Here is an 18142-nt window from a genome sequence, read left to right as displayed (position 1 = left end):
CGGAGATGCGTCATCGCGCACCATCCGTTCCGGGTAACGCGCGGATCAGAACCAGCGGCGGTCTTCGCCGGCGCCGTCGATGTTGCCGACGCAGCGGCCGCACAGCTCCGGGTGCGCGGGATCGCCGCCGACGTCGCCGCGATGGTGCCAGCAGCGCACGCACTTGGCCTTTTCGGTCGGCTGGGCGCTGACGAACACCTCGTCGGTGGTCGCCGGGCGCACGCTCACGTCGCCGCTGATGAACAGGAAACGCAGTTCATCGGCCAGCGGCTGCCAGCGCACCGCCTGTTCCTGGCTGGCGGCCACGGTGATCTCGGCCTCCAGCGCGGCGCCGATGGCACCATTGGCGCGCATCGGCTCCAGCACCTTGGCCACCTGCTCGCGCAGGGCCAGCAGTTGCTCGAAGTCGGCGGCCGACAACTGCGCGTCGGCCGGCAGCGGCGCCAGGCCGTCGTACCAGGTGGTGAACAGCACGTTGCCGGCATGCTCGCCCGGCAGGTAGCCCCACAGTTCGTCGGCGGTGAAGGTCAGGATCGGCGCGACCCAGCGCACGAACGCCTCGGCGATGCGGTACATCGCGCTCTGCGCCGAACGGCGGCCGCGCGAATCGGCCGGCATCGTGTACAGGCGGTCCTTGGTCACGTCCAGGTACAGCGAGCCCAGGTCGACGCTGCAGAAGTTCAGCAGCAGCTGCACGATCTCGGCCATGTTGTAGCTGGCGTAGGCGGCCTTGATCTTCTCCTGCAGCTCGAACGCGCGGTGCACGATCCAGCGGTCCAGCGCCACCATGTCCTCCAGCGGGCGCAGGTGCAGGGACGGATCGAAGCCGTCGAGGTTGCCGAGCAGGAAGCGCGCGGTGTTGCGCAGGCGCCGGTAGGCGTCGGCATTGCGCTTGAGGATTTCCTGCGACAGCGACATCTCGTTGCTGTAGTCGGCCGAGGCGATCCACAGGCGCAGGATGTCCGCGCCCAGGGTGCGCATGATTTCCTGCGGCTCGATGCCGTTGCCCAGCGACTTGGACATCTTGCGTCCGTGCTCGTCCACGGTGAAGCCGTGGGTCAGGCACTGGCGGTACGGGGCGTGCCGGTCGATGGCCACGCCGGTCAGCAGCGAGGACTGGAACCAGCCACGATGCTGGTCCGAGCCTTCCAGGTACAGGTCGGCCGGCTTGCCGAAGCCGCGCGCCAGCAGCACGCCCTCGTGGGTGACGCCCGAGTCGAACCAGACATCGAGGATGTCGGTGACCTTTTCGTACTGCGCGGCCTCGTCGCCGAGCAGCTCGGCCGGGTCCAGCGAGTACCACACGTCGATGCCGCCTTCCTGCACGCGGTCGGCCACCTGCTGCATCAGCTCGACGGTGCGCGGGTGCGGCTGCCCGGTTTCGCGGTGGGTGAACAGCGCGATCGGCACGCCCCAGGTACGCTGGCGGCTGATGCACCAGTCCGGGCGGCCATCGACCATGCTGGCGATGCGCGCCTTGCCCCAGGCCGGGAACCAGCCGACGTTGTCGATGGCGGCCATCGCATCGGCGCGCAGCCCGGCCTTGTCCATCGAGATGAACCACTGCGGGGTGGCGCGGAACACCACCGGCGTCTTGTGGCGCCAGCAGTGCGGGTAGCTGTGCTGGATCTCGGCGAACGCCAGCAGCGCGCCATTGCCGCGCAGCACGTCGACGATCAGCGGCTGCGCCTTCCACAGGTGCACGCCGGCCAGCGCCACGTCGCCGGCCGGCGGCGTGGAAGGCAGGTAGACGCCGCGGCCATCGACCGGGTTGATCTGGCCGGCGGTGTACGCATCCATCACCCCGTACTGCTGGCTGACCGCGAAGTCCTCCTGGCCGTGGCCAGGCGCGGTATGCACCGCGCCGGTGCCGTCGGCGTCGGACACGTGCTCGCCGTTGAGCAGCGGGATGTCGCGGTTGGCGTAGAACGGGTGCGCCAGCAGCTGGTTCTCCAGCGCCGCGCCCTTGGCATGGCCGTGCACGACCATCCCGGCCACGCCATAGCGGGCCAGTGACCGCTCGGCCAGCGCCGCGGCCAGCACCAGCCAGCGCGGCTGGCCGTCACGGGCCGGGCCTTCGACCAGCGCGTACTCGATGTCCGCGCCCAGCGACACCGCCAGCGAGGCCGGCAGGGTCCACGGGGTGGTGGTCCAGATCGGCACCGCCACTTCCACCCCAGCCGGCAGCTCGACCCCGAAGCAGGCCGCCAGCGCCCTGGAATCGCGTGCGGCGTAGGCCACGTCGATCGCCGGCGAAGTCTTGTCCTGGTATTCGATCTCGGCTTCGGCCAGCGCCGAGCCGCAGTCGAAGCACCAGTGCACCGGCTTGGCGCCGCGCACCAGGTGCCCGTTGGCGACGATCTTGGCCAGCGCGCGGATCTCGTTGGCCTCGAAATCGAAGCTCAGCGTCTTGTACGGGTTGTCCCAGTCGCCGATCACGCCCAGGCGCTTGAAATCGGCGCGCTGCAGGTTGATCTGCTCCTCGGCGTATTCGCGGCACTTCTGGCGGAACTGCTCGGCATCGAGCTTGGTACCGACCTTGCCCCACTTCTTCTCGACCGCGATCTCGATCGGCAGGCCATGGCAGTCCCAGCCTGGCACGTAGGGCGCGTCGTAGCCGTCCAGGTAGCGCGACTTGACGATGATGTCCTTGAGGATCTTGTTGACCGCATGGCCCAGGTGGATCTGGCCGTTGGCATACGGCGGGCCGTCGTGCAGCACGAACAGCGGCCGCCCCTGGGCGTTCTCGCGAAGCTGCGCGTAGATGCCCTGCTCTTCCCAACGCGCCAGGATGCCCGGCTCGCGCTTGGGCAGGTCGCCGCGCATCGGGAATTCCGTTGCCGGCAGGTGGAGGGTAGCTTTGTAGTCTTGGGTCACGGGTACTTACCCTTGCGCGGCTGTTAATGAAGAGTCCGCACAGGGATGTGCGGGCTGTTGCGAAGGACTCGCATTTCCGGCGTCCGCACAGGGATGTGCGGGCTGTTGCGAGGGACTCGCATGTTCGTTGAGGAGGGTGCGCGCCTGCTCGGCGTCGCGGTGCATCTGCGCGGTCAACGCCGGCAGATCGTTGAACTTCTCTTCGTCACGCAGCTTGGCGACGAACTCGACTTCGATGTGGCGGCCGTACAGGTCGCCCTGGAAATCGAACAGGTGGGCTTCCAGCAGCGGCTCCACGCCCTGCACGGTCGGGCGCGTGCCGAAGCTGGACACCGACGGCCACGGCCCGCCCTGCCCGGAATCGCCGGACACGCCGTGCACCCAGGTGGCGTAGATCCCTGAAAGTGCGGGCGTCCGCGGGAAACGCAAGTTGGCGGTCGGGAAGCCCAGGGTGCGCCCGAGCTGCTTCCCGCGCACCACCCGGCCGCCGATCGCATACGGACGGCCCAGCAGGTCGGCGGCATGGTCGAATTCGCCGGCCACCAGCAGTTCGCGGATGCGGGTACTGGAAATGCGCTCGCCGTTCAGGTGCACCGGCGCGATCTCGCCGGCGGCGAAGCCCAGCTCGGCGCCCATGGCCTGCAGCAGCGCCAGGTCGCCGCCGCGGCGGTGGCCGAAGTGGAACTTCGGGCCGATCCATACTTCGCGCGCTCCCAGCCGGCGCACCAGCATGTCGCGCACGAAATCCTCGGCGGTGATGGCCGCCATCTTCGCATCGAAGCGCAGCAGGCCCACGCTGTCGATGCCCAGCCCGCGCAGCGTGGCCACCTTGTCGCGGGCCAGCATCAACCGTGGCGGCGGGGTATCGCGGGCGAAGAACTCGCGCGGCAGCGGCTCGAAGGCCAGCGCCACCGCCGGCACGCCGAGCGCGCGCGCGCGCTCGACCGCGTGGCGCACCAGCACCCGGTGGCCCCTGTGCAGGCCATCGAAGGCACCAATGCAGACCACGCTTCCCTGCGGGAACAACACCCCGCCCTCGACGTCTCTAAACAGCCTGCTCATTCAAACCCGGATCCGGCCCTTGCGGGCCGGCGCTTTGCCATGTGTAGCCGGGAAGTATAGCGGCGGCGCGGGCACGGCCGCCTCACTGCCCGCGCAGGTCGCGCGGGCGGAAGCCCATGGCGAGCATCGCCAGCAGGTAGGTCAGGCCACCGCCGCCCACCAGCAGCGCCAGGCCGCCGATGCGCTGCCACTTGTCCATGCCGCCGAAGCCCGGCAGCCAGTGCAGCAGCGCCAGCAGCACCGCGCTCATGGCCATGCAGGCCAGCACCAGCCGCAGCACGTAGCCGCCCCACCCCGGGCGCCGCCGGTAAACCCCGGTCCTGCCCAGCCAGTACCAGAGCAGCGCCAGGTTCAGGTAGCTGGACAGCGCGCTGGCGATGCCCAGCGCCAGGTGCAGGCCCGGCTGCGCCGCCAGCGCCGCCATCACGCCCTGCGCCTTCAGCGCTTCGGGCACCATCACCTGGTACAGCACCGCCAGCAGGATGAAGTTGAACACCATGTTGGCCACCAGCGCGGCCACGCCGGCGCGTACCGGGGTCTTGGTGTCCTGGCGCGAGTAGAACGCCGGCAGCACCACCTTCAGCAGCGCGAACGCCGGCAGGCCGAAGCTCAGCCCGTAGACCGACAGCGCGGTCATGCGGGTGTCGAAGTCGGTGAACTCGCGGTACTGGAACAGGGTGGCGATCAGCGGCTGGGCGAGCAGCAGCAGGCCGAGCATGGCCGGCACCGCGATCAGCAGGGTCATGCGCAGGCCCCAGTCCAGCGCGTTGGAGAAGCCCTCGCCGTCGGTCTTGACGTGGTGCCGGGCCAGCGCCGGCAGGATCACCGTGCCCAGCGCCACGCCGAACACCCCCAGCGGCAGCTCCAGGAAACGATCGGCCAGCGACAGCCAGGACTGCGAGCCGTCGCTGAGCCGGGCCGCGATCACCGTGTCCAGCATCAGGTTGATCTGCGCCACCGAGGACCCGAACAGGGTCGGCACCATCAGGGTCAGCACCTTGCGCACGTCGGGATGGTTCCAGCCCCAGCGCGGCAGGGTCAGCAGGTCGATGCCCTTCAGCGACGGCAGCTGGAACAGCAACTGCAGCACGCCGGCCGCCAGCACCGCCCAGCCCAGCGCCAGGATCGGCACCTCCAGCCGGGGCGCCAGCCACAACGCGCCGGCGATCATGCACAGGTTGAGGATCACCGGGGTCAGCGCCGGCATCGCGAACTTCTGGAAGCTGTTCAGCGCCCCGCCGGCCAGCGCGGTCAGCGACACGAACAGCAGGAACGGGAAGGTCAGCCGCAGCAGGTCCACCAGCAGGCCATACTTGACCGGGTCGGCGGCATCGGCGTCGGCGAACAGCCAGGCGATCTGCGGGGTGAAGATCAGGCCCAGCGCGGTCAGCACCAGCAGGACCCCGCCCAGGGTGCCGGACACCCGCGCCATCAGCTCGCGCAGGTCGGCGTGCGGGCGGGTCTCCTTCACTTCGGTGAACACCGGCACGAAGGCGGTGGCGAACGAGCCCTCGGCGAACAGCCGGCGCAGGAAGTTGGGCACGCGGAACGCCACCCAGAATGCATCGGTGGTGGCATTGGCGCCGAAGGTGATGGAAATCGCCTGGTCGCGGACGAGCCCCAGCACCCGCGAGATCATCGTCATGCTGCTGAACGACAGCAGCCCCCGCAACATGCGCGGTGAACTCACCCACGGCCCCCTTGACAACTCGACTTGACGTTCATTCTGACAGCCATCATACTTGCGTGCTTGCTGTTCCCACCATACCGATTTTCAGGAAACCACCACCGTGGCCAATATCAAGTCCGCCAAGAAGCGCGCCAAGCAGACCGTTGTGCGCAACGCGCGTAACACGGCTCAGCGTTCGATGCTGCGCACCGCCGTCAAGAAGGTGATCAAGGCTCTGGATGCCAATGACGCCGCCGGCGCCGAGGCTGCCTTTGCTGTCGCCCAGCCGATTCTCGACCGTTTCAGCGCCCGTGGCCTGATCCACAAGAACAAGGCCGCCCGTCACAAGAGCCGCCTGACCGCCCGCATCAAGGCCCTCAAGGCCGCCTGATCGGCGCGATCATCGGGAGCCGCGCGGCTCCCGACGCCAGAAACCCGGCCAAGGCCGGGTTTTTTGTGTCCGCCATCCGTGGCGGCCACCCTTCGGGCCATCGGCAGGCGATGCCGGAAACCGCTCCCGGCGGGCTTATGTTGCCCGACTCCGCCAGGCAGCGGCAGGAACGGCCACCGCCGCGCGGGGACCGCCTCCGGGAAGCAGCCGCACCGCAGAAACCATCGCAGGGAACGAACGCCGTGGCGTCGGCAGCAATGAAAAACCCGGCCGTGGCCGGGTTTTTCCTGTGCGCCGGAGCGGAGTCGCCTCAGCCCTGCGCCTCGCGCGCCTCGGCCTCGAGCAGCTTCTGCTGGTCGAAGAAGGCCATGATGTCCTTCATGATCGGCCAGGTACCCTCGCGGCCCAGTGCCGAGACCAGGTACCACGAACCGGTCCAGCCCAGCTCCTTGACCACCTGCTCGGCCGCGGCCCGCGCCTCGTCCTCGAACATCAGGTCGGCCTTGTTCAGCACCAGCCAGCGCGGCTTCTCCAGCAGTTCCGGGTCGTGCTTGCCCAGTTCGCGCTCGATCGCGCGCACCTGCTCGACCGGGGAAACGCCTTCCACGCCTCCCTCCATCGGCGAGATGTCGACCAGGTGCAGCAGCAACCGGGTGCGCTGCAGGTGGCGCAGGAACTGCGCGCCGAGGCCCGCGCCATCGGCCGCACCCTCGATCAGGCCGGGGATGTCGGCGATCACGAAGCTGCGGTAGTTCTCCACCTTGACCACGCCCAGGTTCGGGTACAGCGTGGTGAACGGGTAGTCGGCCACCTTCGGCGTCGCCGCCGAGACCGCCCGGATCAGGGTGCTCTTGCCGGCATTCGGGAAGCCCAGCAGGCCGACGTCGGCCAGCAGCTTCAGCTCCAGCTTGAGCAGGCGCTGCTCGCCCTCCTCGCCCGGCAGCGCCTGGCGCGGCGCGCGGTTGGTGGAGCTCTTGAAGTGCATGTTGCCCAGCCCGCCCTTGCCGCCCTTGGCCACCAGCAGGCGGTCGCCATGGCGGGTCATGTCGCCGATCACCTCGTCGGTGTCGACGTTGATGACCACGGTGCCGACCGGCACGGTGATGACCAGGTCTTCGCCACCCTTGCCGTAGGCCTGGCGGCCCATGCCGTTCTCGCCGCGCTGCGCCTTGAAGATGCGCTCGTGGCGGAAGTCGACCAGCGTGTTCAGGTTTTCATCGGCGCGCAGCCAGACGCTGCCGCCGTCGCCGCCGTCGCCACCGTCGGGACCGCCGAGCGGAATGAACTTCTCGCGGCGGAAACCGACGCAGCCATTGCCGCCATTGCCGGCGATTACAGAGATTTCGGCTTCATCAACGAGTTTCATCTTGGTATCGCAAGGTTCTCAGAATTACTTCGGCCCGCAGCACCGGCGCGTCCTGCGCCGCGCCGGCGGCGCGGTACAGGCGCACGATGCGGCGGGGGTTGCCCCGCCCGTCGGGCAGGAAATAGTGATTGGAGACGCGGTATTCCGCACCTTCCAGCAATTCCGCGTCGTCCAGCGGATGCCCCTGCGCATCGCGCGCCAGGACCTGGCGGCGCTTGTGGACGGGGGCGCCATCGGGCGCGACGCTGGTTGATTCTTCCAGCTCGACCCGGTTGGACGCGCCAAGGGTCAGGCTTCTTTCAAAATCTTCGCGACCCTCGATGCCCGGACGGCGGCCTTTGTAGCTCAGGGTACGCGTGGCGCCAGCATAGCGGACCGTGCCCTCGCCCATCGGCCAGTCCGGCTGCCCGCTGCCTTGCGGCGCCCGCAGCCAGATCCGTACCGTGGCCGGCGGCGGGCGCTTGCCCTCGCCATAGGCCATGTGGACTTCCCAGCCGCGACTCCCGTCCCAGCTGAAGACCATCGTGCGCAGCCAGCCCCCGGCATCGAAATCGCCACGGGCGCTGCTGCGCTCGACGCCTTCGGCGCCAGGCTCGGGCTGCCAGCCCTGCGGATCGGCCAGCAGGGCCGGCAGTTGCGGCGAGCCCGGTGGAAGGGCCAGGGTTTCAGCCTGCAACGAGACCAGCGGCCCGGCAACGGCCAGGGTGTCACGGTCGCTGGGAATATCGGCCGCGCATCCGGCGCAGGCCAGCAGGCCGCACAGCAGGGCCACAGCCCGGTAACGGATCACCCTTCCCTGCCTCCTGCCCACACGCGGCCCGCGGATCATCTGGAAACGAGAAGCCCCGCCGAAGCGGGGCTTTCGTCGGCGGCGCCCACGCCGTGGCCCGGGCACCCGTGCGTGCGGGAGATCAGACTTCCGCGACGACGCTGACGGTGCGGCGCTTCTTCGGGCCCTTCACCGCGAACTCGACCTTGCCGTCGACCAGCGCGAACAGCGTGTGGTCACGACCCAGGCCGACGCCGGCGCCCGGATGGAACTGGGTGCCGCGCTGACGCACGATGATGTTGCCGGCTTCGATGGCCTGGCCACCGAAGATCTTGACGCCCAGATACTTCGGGTTGGAGTCGCGGCCGTTGCGCGAGGAGCCTACGCCCTTTTTATGTGCCATGACGGATTCTCCTTGGATTAGCCGGCGATGCCGGTGATTTCGATTTCGGTGTAGTACTGGCGGTGACCCTGGCGCTTCATGTGGTGCTTGCGCCGGCGGAACTTGATGATCTTCACCTTGTCGGCGCGGCCGTGGGCCACGACCTTGGCGGTCACCGAAGCGCCCTTCAGGGCATCGCCGATCTTGATGCCGTCGGCATCGCCGAGCATCAGGACGGTGTCGAACTTGATCTCGCTGCCGGCTTCGGCTTCGAGCTTCTCAACGCGGAGGGTCTCACCCTGCGCGACGCGGTACTGCTTACCGCCGGTTACCAGGACTGCATACATGGGATGTCTCTTCTGTAGTTATTCTCAGGAGCTGCCCACCATCGAGGGCGGACAGAAGCGGAATTTTACCGGCACCCGGCCGTCCGGGTCAAGTCGACCCCGGTGCGGAAAACCGTGCCTGAACAATGGCCTGCGCCGGGCCCGGGCGCGGGCATGCGCGCTGGCAATTCCGGCAATTGCCCCCAAATCCCAAGCTCGCTAGGCTGATCGACTGCCGTCAGCTGCATCCCCTGCCCCCTCCGCGCCCGGTACCCGCCGTGCACGGCCAAGAACGGACCTCCCATGGCGATGGATTTCATCCGCATCCGCGGCGCGCGGACGCACAACCTCAAGAACATCGACCTCGACCTGCCCCGCGACAAGCTGATCGTGATCACCGGCCTGTCCGGCTCGGGCAAGTCCTCGCTGGCGTTCGACACCATCTACGCCGAGGGCCAGCGCCGCTACGTCGAGTCGCTGTCGGCCTACGCGCGGCAGTTCCTGAGCGTGATGGAGAAGCCGGACCTGGACCACATCGAGGGCCTGTCGCCGGCGATCTCGATCGAGCAGAAGTCCACCAGCCACAACCCGCGCTCGACCGTGGGCACCATCACCGAGATCTACGACTACCTGCGCCTGCTCTACGCCCGCGTCGGCAGCCCGCGCTGCCCCGACCACGGCTACCCGCTGGAAGCGCAGACCGTCAGCCAGATGGTCGACCAGGTGCTGGCGCTGGACCCGGAACAGCGCTACATGCTGCTGGCGCCGGTGATCCGCGAGCGCAAGGGCGAGCACGTGCAGGTGTTCGACCAGCTGCGCGCGCAGGGCTTCGTGCGCGTGCGCGTGGACGGCGAACTGCACGAGATCGACGCGGTGCCGCCGCTGGCGCTGCGCCAGAAGCACACCATCGAGGCGGTGATCGACCGCTTCCGCCCGCGCGAGGACCTCAAGCAGCGCCTGGCCGAGAGCTTCGAGACCGCGCTCAAGCTGGGCGACGGCATGGCCACCGTGCAGTCGCTGGACGACGCGCAGGCGGTGCCGCAGCTGTTCTCGTCCAAGTACTCCTGCCCGGTCTGCGACTACGCGCTGCCGGAGCTGGAGCCGCGCCTGTTCTCGTTCAACTCGCCGGTCGGCGCCTGCCCGGGCTGCGACGGCCTGGGCATGGCCGAGTTCTTCGACCCCGCGCGCGTGGTGGTGCACCCGGAGCTGTCGCTGGCCGCCGGCGCGGTGCGCGGCTGGGACCGCCGCAACGCCTACTATTTCCAGCTGATCGCCTCGCTGGCCAAGCACTACAGGTTCGATGTCGACGCGCCGTGGCAATCGCTGCCCGCGGACGTGCGCCAGGCCGTGCTGTACGGCAGCGGCGAAGACCAGATCACCTTCACCTACTTCACCGAGAACGGCGGCCGCAGCCAGCGCAAGCACCGTTTCGAGGGCATCATCCCCAACCTGGAGCGCCGCTACCGCGAGACCGAATCGCCGGCGGTGCGCGAGGAACTGGCCAAGTTCATCAGCGAACGGCCCTGCCCCGAGTGCGGCGGCGCGCGCCTGAACAAGGCCGCGCGCAACGTGTTCGTCGCCGACCGCCCGCTGCCGGAGCTGGCGGTGCTGCCGATCGACGAGGCCAAGCGCTTCTTCGGCGAGCTGAGCCTGCCGGGCTGGCGCGGCGAGATCGCCGCCAAGATCGTCAAGGAAATCAGCGAACGGCTCGGCTTCCTGGTCGACGTGGGCCTGGACTACCTCACCCTGGAGCGCAAGGCCGACACGCTGTCCGGCGGCGAGGCGCAGCGCATCCGCCTGGCCTCGCAGATCGGCGCCGGCCTGGTCGGGGTGATGTACGTGCTCGACGAGCCGTCCATCGGCCTGCACCAGCGCGACAACGAGCGCCTGCTCGGCACCCTCACCCGCCTGCGCGACCTCGGCAACACGGTGATCGTGGTCGAGCATGACGAGGATGCGATCCGCCTGGCCGACCACGTGGTGGACATCGGCCCCGGCGCCGGCGTGCACGGCGGCGAAGTGGTCGGCGAAGGCCGGCTGGAGGACATCCTCTCGGCGCCACGCTCGCTGACCGGGCAGTACCTGTCGGGCAAGCGCAGCATCGAGATCCCGGCGCGGCGCCACAGGCCGAACCCGAAGATGACGCTGCACCTGCGCGGTGCCAGCGGCAACAACCTCAAGGCTGTGGACCTGGACATTCCGGCCGGGCTGCTGACCTGCATCACCGGCGTGTCCGGCTCGGGCAAGTCCACGTTGATCAACGACACCCTGTACTCGCTGGCGGCCAACGAGATCAACGGTTCCTCGCACCCGGTCGCACCGTACCGCGAGGTCGAGGGCCTGGACCTGTTCGACAAGGTCGTGGACATCGACCAGTCGCCGATCGGCCGCACCCCGCGCTCGAACCCGGCCACCTATACCGGCCTGTTCACCCCGCTGCGCGAGCTGTATGCGCAGGTGCCGGAAGCGCGCGCGCGCGGCTATTCGCCGGGCCGCTTCAGCTTCAACGTGCGCGGCGGCCGCTGCGAGGCCTGCCAGGGCGATGGCCTGATCAAGGTGGAGATGCACTTCCTGCCGGACGTGTACGTGCCCTGCGACGTCTGCCACGGCAAGCGCTACAACCGCGAGACGCTGGAGATCCTGTACAAGGGCTACAACATCAACGACGTGCTGGAAATGACCGTCGAGGATGCGCTGAAGCTGTTCGAGCCGGTGCCGGCCATCGCCCGCAAGCTGGAAACCCTGGTCGACGTGGGCCTGAGCTACATCAAGCTGGGCCAGAGCGCGACCACGCTGTCCGGCGGCGAGGCGCAGCGCGTGAAGCTGTCCAAGGAACTGTCGCGGCGCGACACCGGGCGCACCCTGTACATCCTCGACGAGCCGACCACCGGCCTGCACTTCCACGACATCGAGGCCCTGCTCGGCGTGCTGCACAAGCTGCGCGACGAGGGCAACACCGTGGTGGTGATCGAGCACAACCTGGACGTGATCAAGACCGCCGACTGGATCGTCGACCTCGGCCCGGAAGGCGGCCACCGCGGCGGCACCATCCTGGTTTCCGGCACGCCCGAAGACGTGGCCGCGCACCCGGCCTCGTACACCGGCCAGTTCCTGGCCAGGCTGCTGCCCTCCACCAGTGCGCGCCCGGAGCAGCCCGCGGCGGTGGCCAACAAGCCCGACGCGCGGCCGCCGCGCAAGGAAAAACCCGCAAAGAAAGCGACCGCGAAGAAGGCCGCCGCCCCCCGCAACAGGAAGGTTTCGTGATGAGCACCGAACACAAGCAGCTGGCCCGCGTGCCGATCAGCGTGCGCTGGCGCGACATGGACTCGATGGGCCACGTCAACAACGCCAAGTACGTGTCCTACCTGGAAGAGGCGCGCGTGCGCTGGATGCTGGGCGTGGAAGGCGTGTCGATGAACGACCGCATCGCCCCGGTGGTGGCCAACACCAACATCAACTACCGGCTGCCGATCGTGTGGCCCGACGACATCGTGGTCGAGCTGTTCGTCGAGCGCCTGGGCACCAGCAGCGTGACCATCGGCCACCGCATCGTCGACCAGAAGGACCCGGGCAAGCTGTACTCCGACGGCAACGTGGTGGTGGTGTGGATGGACACCCAGACCGGCCGCAGCGCGCCGCTGCCGGAGGCGGTGCGCGCCGCGTCGAGCTGAGCCGGCGCCGCGGCCGCGCCACGCGGCAGCGAAGCACCGCCTACACGACGAAGGGGCCGCGATGCGGCCCCTTGTCGTTTCCGGCAGTGGTGCGTGGGTCAGTCTTCCAGCAGCGGCTTGCGCGGCATCTTCTCTTCGCGCATGGCGGCGTTGTAGGCGAACGCGGCGACGATCGCCGCGGCCTGCTTCAGGTCTTCGGCCTCGGCGTGGTCCCAGGTATCCAGGTTGCTGTGGTGGACGTTGCTGAAGTAGTCCAGCCGGTCCTGGATGAACTGGAAGCCCGGCAGGCCGACCCGGTCGAAGCTGATGTGGTCGGTGCTGCCGGTGTTGCGGCTGGCCACGGTGGCGGCGCCGACGTCGTTGAACGGCTTCAGCCAGGCCTCGAAGATCGGCATCGCGGCGATGTTCTCCTGGGCGTAGATGCCACGGAAGCGGCCCGAGCCGTTGTCCATGTTGAAGTACACCGAGAACTTCTCGTAGTCGCGCAGCTTCTGCAGCGGGCCGGTGGGCGCGCGCAGCGAGGCAGGCAGCGCCTTCTGCGCCGGATCGGTCGGCTCGGGATAGTGCGCGAAGTGCCTTGCCACATACGCCTGCGAACCGATCAGGCCCTGCTCCTCGCCGCTCCACAGCGCCACGCGGATGGTGCGCCGGGGCTTGGCGCCCACCGCCTTGAGGATGCGCATGGCTTCCATCATCACCGCCACGCCGGCGGCGTTGTCGGCCGCGCCGGTGCCGGTGTGCCAGGAGTCCATGTGCGCGCCGAGCATCACGATCTCGTCGGCCTTGCCGCCGCCGCGGATCTCGGCGATGGTGTTGTGGCCCGGCTGGTCGGCCTCGTCGGTGAAACGTGCATCGACGTTGATCCGCAGCTTCACCGGCTGCTTGCGCTCGAGCGCGCGCGCCAGCTGGTTGTAGTGCTCGGCGATCATCGCCAGTTCGGGGATGCCCACCGGCTCGCCGGCCTTGCGCGAACCGCCGCCGCCGACACGGATGATGCCGTTGTCCCAGCCGCTGATGCTGATCGAGGCCAGCGCGCCCTCTTCGGCAAGGAAGGCGTTGGTGGCGCGCACCAGTTCCTGGCGCTCGGCGTACTCCTTGACCCGCTTGGCACGGTCCTTGTCCGCGGATTTGGGAATGGTGAATTCCTGCAGCCCCTCCAGCGAGGTGGCGTCATGCCGGTGCGAGTCGGCTTCGATGCCGCGCTTGTACTCGCGCGCGTCGCCCAGCAGCAGGATCTTGCCACGCAGCTTGCCCTTGTATTTTTCCAGGTCGGCAAGCTTCTTGATGTCGACCTTGACCACTTCGCCTTCGACCGTGCCCTGGGTGCCCGGCGTCCACGCCTTGGGCAGCGCATACAGCTGGGTCAGGCGTGGCTCCAGCATCTCCACGCTGGCCGACTCGAACTCCCAGCCGCGGCCGAAGTCGTCGAACGCCTCGTCATGCACGCTGGTCAGCCCCCATTCGCCGAATTTCTGCCGGGTCCAGGCGTTGGCCCGGATCATGGCCGGCGAATTGGTCAGGCGCGGCCCGATGCTCTCGGTGAGGTAGGAAAAGGTGTCCATCACCTGCGAGCGGTGGAACGCCTCCTGGCGGATCTTGCCCACCATGTCCAGGTCCACCTGCTCGGTCGCGCCCGCGCCACCGGCGAACGCCAGCCCCATGCCCAGTACCAGCAAGCACCGCTTGATCATCATTTCCCCCGGCCCGCGGCCGATCACGACAAAGGCCCGAGTCTAGCCAGCGCCGGGAGCGGCCGAGCCGGCCAATGGTCATGGTCGCGCATGGGCAGCGGGCCTGCGCACCATAGGCGCGGGCTCAGCCCGGTGATACCACGGCGCGTTGCAGCAGCGGCCGCCACTGCCCCGGCCAGTCGCGGTCGTTGGCCACCTGCGCGTGTGCACGGCTGGCCTCGAAGGCGGCGAAATCCAGTTCTGCCATCGCCCAGGGCTGGCCATCAGCGGTCCGCGCCAGCACGCCGTCGTCGGGGAAGCCGCGGTCCATCGGCGCATACACCGTCGCCTCGCCGGTATTGACGTCCAGCGCCGGGCTCCAGCCGGCCATGCCGGCGGTCACCGCCTGCGCGACGAACATGCGGTTCTCCAGCGCCCGCGCCAGGCAGCCCACGCGCACGCGGGTGGCGCCGGCTTCGGTGTCGGTGCAGCTGGGCACCACCAGCAGGCGCGCGCCGGCTTCGTGCTGGGCACGCACCGGCAGCGGGAACTCGCTGTCGTAGCAGACCGCCACGCCGGCACGGATGCCGTCAATCTCGAACACCTTGAGCACGTCGCCGGCCTCGATCACTCCGCTGGCCTGCTCGAAGCCGGTCAGCTGCAGCTTGTCTTGCCACAGGTGCGTACCGTGCGGGGTCAGCCAGTCGCAGCGGTTGCGGTAGCGGCCGTGGCCGGTGTCGAGCAGGAACGTGCCGGCGACCACGTGCATGTCCAGCTCGCGGGCGAGGCCGGCGAACAGCTGCAGCCACGGTTGCCGGTAGCGCTGGATCGCCGCCAGCGACGCCGCCAGGTCGCGCTGGATGCCCGCGTCGAAGGTGGCCGCCAGTTCCAGTGACAGGTATTCGGGCAGCACCGCGATGCGCGCGCCGGCCGCGGCCGCGCTCCCCAGTTCCTGGCGCTGGCGCCCGGCGAAGGCGTCGAAATCGACCGGGGCGCCGATCCGGTAGCGGGCAACGGCGATCTTCATGCGGCAGGCTCCAATGCACGGGTCCAGAGGGTGAGGGCGTGCGACAGCTCGCCGCGGCCGACCTCGTCCCAACGCAGGTGCAGGGTCATGCCCGGCTGCCGCGCATAGCCGCGCCTGCGCCAGAACCCGTCGTTGTCGCGGTGGCCGGCGGGCCGGCGCGGGTCGTCGTGGTCGCGGTCCACCGCGCAGAACGCGGTCATCGCGAAGCGCCCGAGCGCGCGCGCATGCGCCTCGCGGGCGTCGAAGAAGGCATGGCCGATGCCACGCCCGCGCCAGGCCGGCAGCAGCACCGATTCGCCGAAATAGAACACCTGCGCCGGATCGATGCCGGCCGCCTCGAACGGCTCGCGGAACGCCGGGCCGTCATCGAGCAGCGGCAGGCCGGTGGAGGCGCCCACAATTTCATCGCCGGCCCGCGCCACCACGCACACCGCATCCGGCGTGGCCGCATAGGCGGCCAGGTAGTCGCGCTCGTAGTCCAGGCTGCCCTGGTACAGATACGGCCAGTCGTTGAATACCCGGATGCGCAGGCGCGCCACGTCGTCCAGTACCGGCAGCAGGTCGGTGCCGCGCAGGGCGGCGATGGCGGGAGAGGCGTCCATGGCGGAATTCTAGCGCCGCGTGTTTCCCGCGCAGCAACGCCTCAACCGCAGCCGACCGAGGCGCCGCCATCCCCGTCGGAGACGAGGCATTCGTCGCGACCATCGCGCCTGAACCGGTAGACGGTGGGGCACAGTACAGTCGTGCGCCTCAGGGTCCGGCGCTTTTCCGGCGCGAGCAGCCGTGGCATCGCCAGGGTGACATCCCGTGATGCCGGGCACCGGGATGCCAGCGGCACGACGACGGCCAACGCAAGCACCATCGCGGTCAACACCGACAACACCGCGCCTCCGGCCGGAACCCGCCTGTGGCCCGCTTCGATGGCGACCAACGCGCCGGCCAGCAGTGGCAGCACGACGGTCGCGAACAGTGCCGGTCCATGATGGAAACGCATCACGCCCCGGTGCCAGTTTCAGTAACCGCGTGCGCACCGGGCCGTTCCCGGTTCGCGCCACAACAGCCACAGCCGCTGGTGCACGGCATCGCACACCACCACCTGGCGCTCCCGCAGCACCGCCCTGAAGCGCAGGCCACGACGACCCAGCGCCTGCCAGCGGCCCGCGCCGTCCAGCGCGGGCAGGCCTTCGGCGCCGCGCTGGCGGATCCATTCGGCCAGCGTTGCGTCCAGTTGCAGGCGCAGGCAGCCGTGGCGCGGGGCCGTACCCAGTCCCAGTGCCGCCAGCGGCGAAGCGGACCAGCCAGCGCCCTGCTCCACCCGCAGCACCGCTGCCGCCAGCCCCGGCGGCAGCCCTTGCCGCAGCCGCCGGAGCAACCGTGTACTGAGCCGCATCGGGTTCACCGCAGGCCGCCGCCGAGGTCGTACCAGTCCACCTTGCGGGTCAGCCACATGATCGCCGCGAGGATCCCGAACAGCAGCAGCGAGCCCATCAGCAGCGCATTGTTCTCCGACGCCAGCAGCAGGTACAGGACTCCGTACAGCAGGGTCAGCAGGGTGGCAAAGCCCAGCCCGTGGCCCCAGCTGCGCAACACCCCGCTGAGGTAGAAACCCTGCAGGCCGATGCACGCCACCGCCGATACCAGGTAGGCCTGCCAGAAGGCGATGTGCTCGGACAGGCTCAGCAGCAGCAGGAAGAAGATCGCCAGCGCCAGCCCGACCAGCAGGTACTGCAGCGGATGGATCCTCAGCCGTTTGATCAGCTCGAACAGCGCGAAGCCGACGAAGGTCAGCAGCACGAACAGGATGCCGTACTTGCTGGCGCGGTCGACCTGCGTGTACACGTCGACCGGGTCGACCAGCGCCACCTCCAGCGCTTCGACCGCGCCGCCATCGCTGCGCAGGTCGCGGCGCAGCTGTTCCTGTGCGGCCGAGGCCAGCGAGGATACCGCCCAGTCGGCCTTGAACCCGGCATCATCGATGTGGCGCTCGTTGGGCGCGAAGCTGCCGCCGAACAGCGGATGCGGCCAGGTGGAGGCCAGCGACACGCGGGTGTCGTCGCCCACCGGCACCACCGACAGCGAGCGGGTGCCGTCGAGCACGAACTCCAGCTCCACCCTGCGCCCCTCGGCCAGGGTGCCCTGGTCGGGGTGGCCCAACGGCGACAGCATGGCGTGCAGCCCCTTGGACGCACCCTCCAGCGCCAGCGAACCGGCCTGCAACGTCAGCGCGCGCCCGTCCACGCGCAGGTTCGGCGTACCCACCAGGCCGCGCACGTCGGCGATGCCCAGCGCCAGGTAGGGGCGGCCGTAGACGCGGCCCGGCACGGTGGCATAGGCGGCATCGGCGAACTCGGCCTGCACCCGCGCGTGCCAGCTGTACACCGGCACCCGGAACAGGCCAACCCGGCGTTCGTCCGGGCGCAGCTCGCCCTGTATCCGCAACTGCCGCGGCATCTGCAGGTCATAGCCGTGCTCGGTCCGCAGCTCGCTCTTGCGCACGCCCGCCTCGACCACCTCGACCTCGCGCTGCTGGGTCCACGGCAGTACCCGCACCGGGCCGATCAGCGACTGCGCGCCGGCACGGCTCTGCGCGACCCGTTCGATGGCCTGGTCGCGGTAACGCTCGCGCTCGCCGATCGTGCCGCGGATCAGCAGCAGCGGAACCAGCAACAGCAACACCAGCCCGCCGACCACGGCGAAGCGCAACAGCAGTTTCAGGGAATTCATGACCCGTCCTCGTGTGGAAACGGGTACAGCGTGGCGGCAGCGGATGGGCGGGGTTTGTGGCGAATTTGAAGTGGGCGTGAAGCGCCCCGTGGCGACCACCCCGCGCCGGCGGCCACGGCCGGTTGCGGACACGGGCCGCGACATAGTATGAATCCGCGCTGCCCCGCCGCCCGGCCCCCTCTGGCTGCGCCGCCATTCCCCGAAGGAA

Annotated in this window: 16 protein-coding genes; 3 read left to right on the top strand and 13 right to left on the bottom strand. The window is 69.2% G+C overall.

Annotation, left to right across the window (positions count from 1 at the left end):
- Nucleotides 1-45: 45 nt before the first annotated feature.
- The 3 genes from ileS to murJ form a co-directional block, all read right to left on the bottom strand.
- On the bottom strand, nucleotides 46-2877 hold the full coding sequence (gene ileS / locus QQA12_RS05395; RefSeq protein WP_054664183.1) for an isoleucine--tRNA ligase: 2832 nt from the start codon (nucleotides 2875-2877) through the stop codon (nucleotides 46-48).
- 6 nt (nucleotides 2878-2883) lie between these two features.
- Nucleotides 2884-3939: a bifunctional riboflavin kinase/FAD synthetase gene (locus tag QQA12_RS05390; RefSeq protein ID WP_226050108.1), complete on the bottom strand. Its 1056-nt coding sequence runs from the start codon at nucleotides 3937-3939 to the stop codon at nucleotides 2884-2886.
- Between the two features lie 82 nt (nucleotides 3940-4021).
- Nucleotides 4022-5614 carry a murein biosynthesis integral membrane protein MurJ gene (murJ, locus tag QQA12_RS05385; RefSeq protein WP_226050109.1) on the bottom strand — a complete coding sequence of 531 codons (1593 nt, stop codon included), beginning with the start codon at nucleotides 5612-5614 and terminating at the stop codon, nucleotides 4022-4024.
- Nucleotides 5615-5729: 115 nt separating this feature from the next.
- Between murJ and rpsT the strand changes: the two genes are divergently transcribed.
- Nucleotides 5730-5999 (top strand): 30S ribosomal protein S20, encoded by a 270-nt coding sequence (rpsT, locus tag QQA12_RS05380; protein WP_054664179.1) that lies wholly within the window; start codon nucleotides 5730-5732, stop codon nucleotides 5997-5999.
- 310 nt (nucleotides 6000-6309) lie between these two features.
- On the opposite strand, the gene obgE is transcribed toward rpsT, so the two are convergent.
- The 4 genes from obgE to rplU form a co-directional block, all read right to left on the bottom strand.
- Nucleotides 6310-7365 (bottom strand): GTPase ObgE, encoded by a 1056-nt coding sequence (obgE, locus tag QQA12_RS05375; RefSeq protein WP_226050110.1) that lies wholly within the window; start codon nucleotides 7363-7365, stop codon nucleotides 6310-6312.
- Entirely contained in the window at nucleotides 7352-8155 is an 804-nt protein-coding gene (locus QQA12_RS05370) for a hypothetical protein (protein WP_226050111.1), read from the bottom strand. The genes obgE and QQA12_RS05370 overlap by 14 nt, the downstream gene beginning before the upstream one ends.
- A 121-nt stretch (nucleotides 8156-8276) precedes the next feature.
- Nucleotides 8277-8537, bottom strand: a complete 261-nt coding sequence (gene rpmA / locus QQA12_RS05365; RefSeq protein WP_054664168.1) for a 50S ribosomal protein L27 — start codon at nucleotides 8535-8537, stop codon at nucleotides 8277-8279.
- A gap of 17 nt (nucleotides 8538-8554) precedes the next feature.
- On the bottom strand, nucleotides 8555-8863 hold the full coding sequence (gene rplU / locus QQA12_RS05360; protein ID WP_054664165.1) for a 50S ribosomal protein L21: 309 nt from the start codon (nucleotides 8861-8863) through the stop codon (nucleotides 8555-8557).
- A 282-nt stretch (nucleotides 8864-9145) separates the two neighbouring features.
- Between rplU and uvrA the strand changes: the two genes are divergently transcribed.
- Both uvrA and QQA12_RS16465 read left to right on the top strand, forming a co-directional pair.
- Nucleotides 9146-12106 (top strand): excinuclease ABC subunit UvrA, encoded by a 2961-nt coding sequence (gene uvrA, locus QQA12_RS05355; RefSeq protein ID WP_325167382.1) that lies wholly within the window; start codon nucleotides 9146-9148, stop codon nucleotides 12104-12106.
- Complete coding sequence (locus tag QQA12_RS16465; protein ID WP_054664159.1) at nucleotides 12106-12513, top strand: thioesterase family protein; 408 nt, start codon at nucleotides 12106-12108, stop codon at nucleotides 12511-12513. Before uvrA ends, QQA12_RS16465 begins: the two co-directional genes overlap by 1 nt.
- Nucleotides 12514-12611: 98 nt before the next feature.
- Here the strand turns inward: QQA12_RS16465 and QQA12_RS05345 are convergent, their stop codons facing one another.
- The 6 genes from QQA12_RS05345 to creD form a co-directional block, all read right to left on the bottom strand.
- Nucleotides 12612-14174 carry a M20/M25/M40 family metallo-hydrolase gene (locus QQA12_RS05345; protein ID WP_225546729.1) on the bottom strand — a complete coding sequence of 521 codons (1563 nt, stop codon included), beginning with the start codon at nucleotides 14172-14174 and terminating at the stop codon, nucleotides 12612-12614.
- A gap of 154 nt (nucleotides 14175-14328) precedes the next feature.
- On the bottom strand, nucleotides 14329-15210 hold the full coding sequence (locus tag QQA12_RS05340; RefSeq protein ID WP_226050112.1) for a carbon-nitrogen hydrolase family protein: 882 nt from the start codon (nucleotides 15208-15210) through the stop codon (nucleotides 14329-14331).
- Complete coding sequence (locus QQA12_RS05335; RefSeq protein WP_054664154.1) at nucleotides 15207-15812, bottom strand: GNAT family N-acetyltransferase; 606 nt, start codon at nucleotides 15810-15812, stop codon at nucleotides 15207-15209. Before QQA12_RS05335 ends, QQA12_RS05340 begins: the two co-directional genes overlap by 4 nt.
- A gap of 41 nt (nucleotides 15813-15853) precedes the next feature.
- The gene (locus QQA12_RS05330) at nucleotides 15854-16207 is read right to left on the bottom strand and encodes a hypothetical protein (RefSeq protein WP_226050113.1); all 354 of its coding nucleotides are present in this window, start codon (nucleotides 16205-16207) and stop codon (nucleotides 15854-15856) included.
- Nucleotides 16208-16222: 15 nt separating this feature from the next.
- On the bottom strand, nucleotides 16223-16600 hold the full coding sequence (locus tag QQA12_RS05325) for a hypothetical protein (protein ID WP_226050114.1): 378 nt from the start codon (nucleotides 16598-16600) through the stop codon (nucleotides 16223-16225).
- 5 nt (nucleotides 16601-16605) lie between these two features.
- Complete coding sequence (creD, locus tag QQA12_RS05320) at nucleotides 16606-17934, bottom strand: cell envelope integrity protein CreD (protein ID WP_054664145.1); 1329 nt, start codon at nucleotides 17932-17934, stop codon at nucleotides 16606-16608.
- Nucleotides 17935-18142: the final 208 nt, after the last annotated feature.

It is taken from the genome of Stenotrophomonas sp. 17(2023), from assembly GCF_030345315.1.
GTDB lineage: Bacteria > Pseudomonadota > Gammaproteobacteria > Xanthomonadales > Xanthomonadaceae > Stenotrophomonas > Stenotrophomonas acidaminiphila.
Note: the sequence above shows the minus strand (reverse complement) of the source record. Positions and strands in the feature narration are given on the sequence as shown.

Excerpts from the sequence above, each read along its gene's own strand:
- obgE (WP_226050110.1), bottom strand. The coding sequence starts at position 7,365 with ATGAAACTCGTTGATGAAGCCGAAATCTCTGTAATCGCCGGCAATGGC.
- QQA12_RS05325 (WP_226050114.1), bottom strand. The coding sequence starts at position 16,600 with ATGCGGCTCAGTACACGGTTGCTCCGGCGGCTGCGGCAAGGGCTGCCG.
- QQA12_RS05335 (WP_054664154.1), bottom strand. The coding sequence starts at position 15,812 with ATGGACGCCTCTCCCGCCATCGCCGCCCTGCGCGGCACCGACCTGCTG.
- QQA12_RS05345 (WP_225546729.1), bottom strand. The coding sequence starts at position 14,174 with ATGGGGCTGGCGTTCGCCGGTGGCGCGGGCGCGACCGAGCAGGTGGAC.
- murJ (WP_226050109.1), bottom strand. The coding sequence starts at position 5,614 with ATGTTGCGGGGGCTGCTGTCGTTCAGCAGCATGACGATGATCTCGCGG.
- QQA12_RS05390 (WP_226050108.1), bottom strand. The coding sequence starts at position 3,939 with ATGAGCAGGCTGTTTAGAGACGTCGAGGGCGGGGTGTTGTTCCCGCAG.
- rplU (WP_054664165.1), bottom strand. The coding sequence starts at position 8,863 with ATGTATGCAGTCCTGGTAACCGGCGGTAAGCAGTACCGCGTCGCGCAG.
- creD (WP_054664145.1), bottom strand. The coding sequence starts at position 17,934 with ATGAATTCCCTGAAACTGCTGTTGCGCTTCGCCGTGGTCGGCGGGCTG.
- QQA12_RS05340 (WP_226050112.1), bottom strand. The coding sequence starts at position 15,210 with ATGAAGATCGCCGTTGCCCGCTACCGGATCGGCGCCCCGGTCGATTTC.
- uvrA (WP_325167382.1), top strand. The coding sequence starts at position 9,146 with ATGGCGATGGATTTCATCCGCATCCGCGGCGCGCGGACGCACAACCTC.
- rpmA (WP_054664168.1), bottom strand. The coding sequence starts at position 8,537 with ATGGCACATAAAAAGGGCGTAGGCTCCTCGCGCAACGGCCGCGACTCC.
- QQA12_RS16465 (WP_054664159.1), top strand. The coding sequence starts at position 12,106 with ATGAGCACCGAACACAAGCAGCTGGCCCGCGTGCCGATCAGCGTGCGC.